Source organism: Candidatus Paracaedibacter symbiosus (assembly GCF_000757605.1).
Taxonomy (GTDB): Bacteria; Pseudomonadota; Alphaproteobacteria; order Paracaedibacterales; family Paracaedibacteraceae; genus Paracaedibacter_A; species Paracaedibacter_A symbiosus.
Genome location: NZ_JQAK01000026.1, coordinates 1 through 749, shown reverse-complemented (window position 1 = coordinate 749; position 749 = coordinate 1). Strand labels below are relative to the sequence as shown.

1 protein-coding gene is annotated in these 749 nt (G+C 38.7%); it reads right to left on the bottom strand.

The features are described 5' to 3' along the window. Positions 1 to 749, bottom strand: a 749-nt coding sequence (locus IG80_RS15995) for a zinc-ribbon domain-containing protein (RefSeq protein ID WP_198027405.1), incomplete at both ends; no start/stop codon positions are given.

The following is a 749-nucleotide window of genomic DNA, read 5'->3' as shown; positions in this document are numbered from 1 at the left end:
GTCTTTTCCGGCCTTTTGATTGACACATTCAGGACACCCTTTTCCTGTAGATCTATTACTAATCAAAGTTTCCCACTCATGGTCTTTATGGCATTTCCACCACACTTTCTGACCACTCCCAGGAACAACTTCAAAAGGCGTTAACTCACCATTCTTTGTAGGATGCCATTCATCAGCTAAATCAGGTTTCATGACAGCAAGGTTATTATCTATGCCGACCTTATGATTGGTACACTCAGGACATCCATGTCCTTTAGATCTAGTACTAATCAAAGCTTTCCACTCATGGCCTTTTTCACATCTCCACCAACCTCTTTTATTCGAAAATAAAGAAATATTCTCAAGATTAAATAAACCGTTCTTGATGGGATGCCACTCCTTATACAGATAATGAGGGAGTGTATTATAACCTTTTTTCTTTGGAACAATTTTACCGACATTTGATGTATTTTTTGTTCGAGGAAAACATGTGGGACATCTTGATCCTCTATTCTTATGTGAAACACTTGTACGCCATTTATGTCCTTTTTTGCACTTCCAAGAAACTTTCCTATTGCTGCCAATAGTGACATCATTTGGCGTTAATTTTCCATTTTCTTCTGGATCCCAGTCTACCAATAAATCAGGTCTTAAAACTGCTAGGTTATTATCTTTCCCGACCTTTTGATTTACACACTCAGGACAACCATTACCTCTTGTCCTTGGAGATACTTGTGCTTCCCACTCATGTCCTTTTGCACATTTCCACC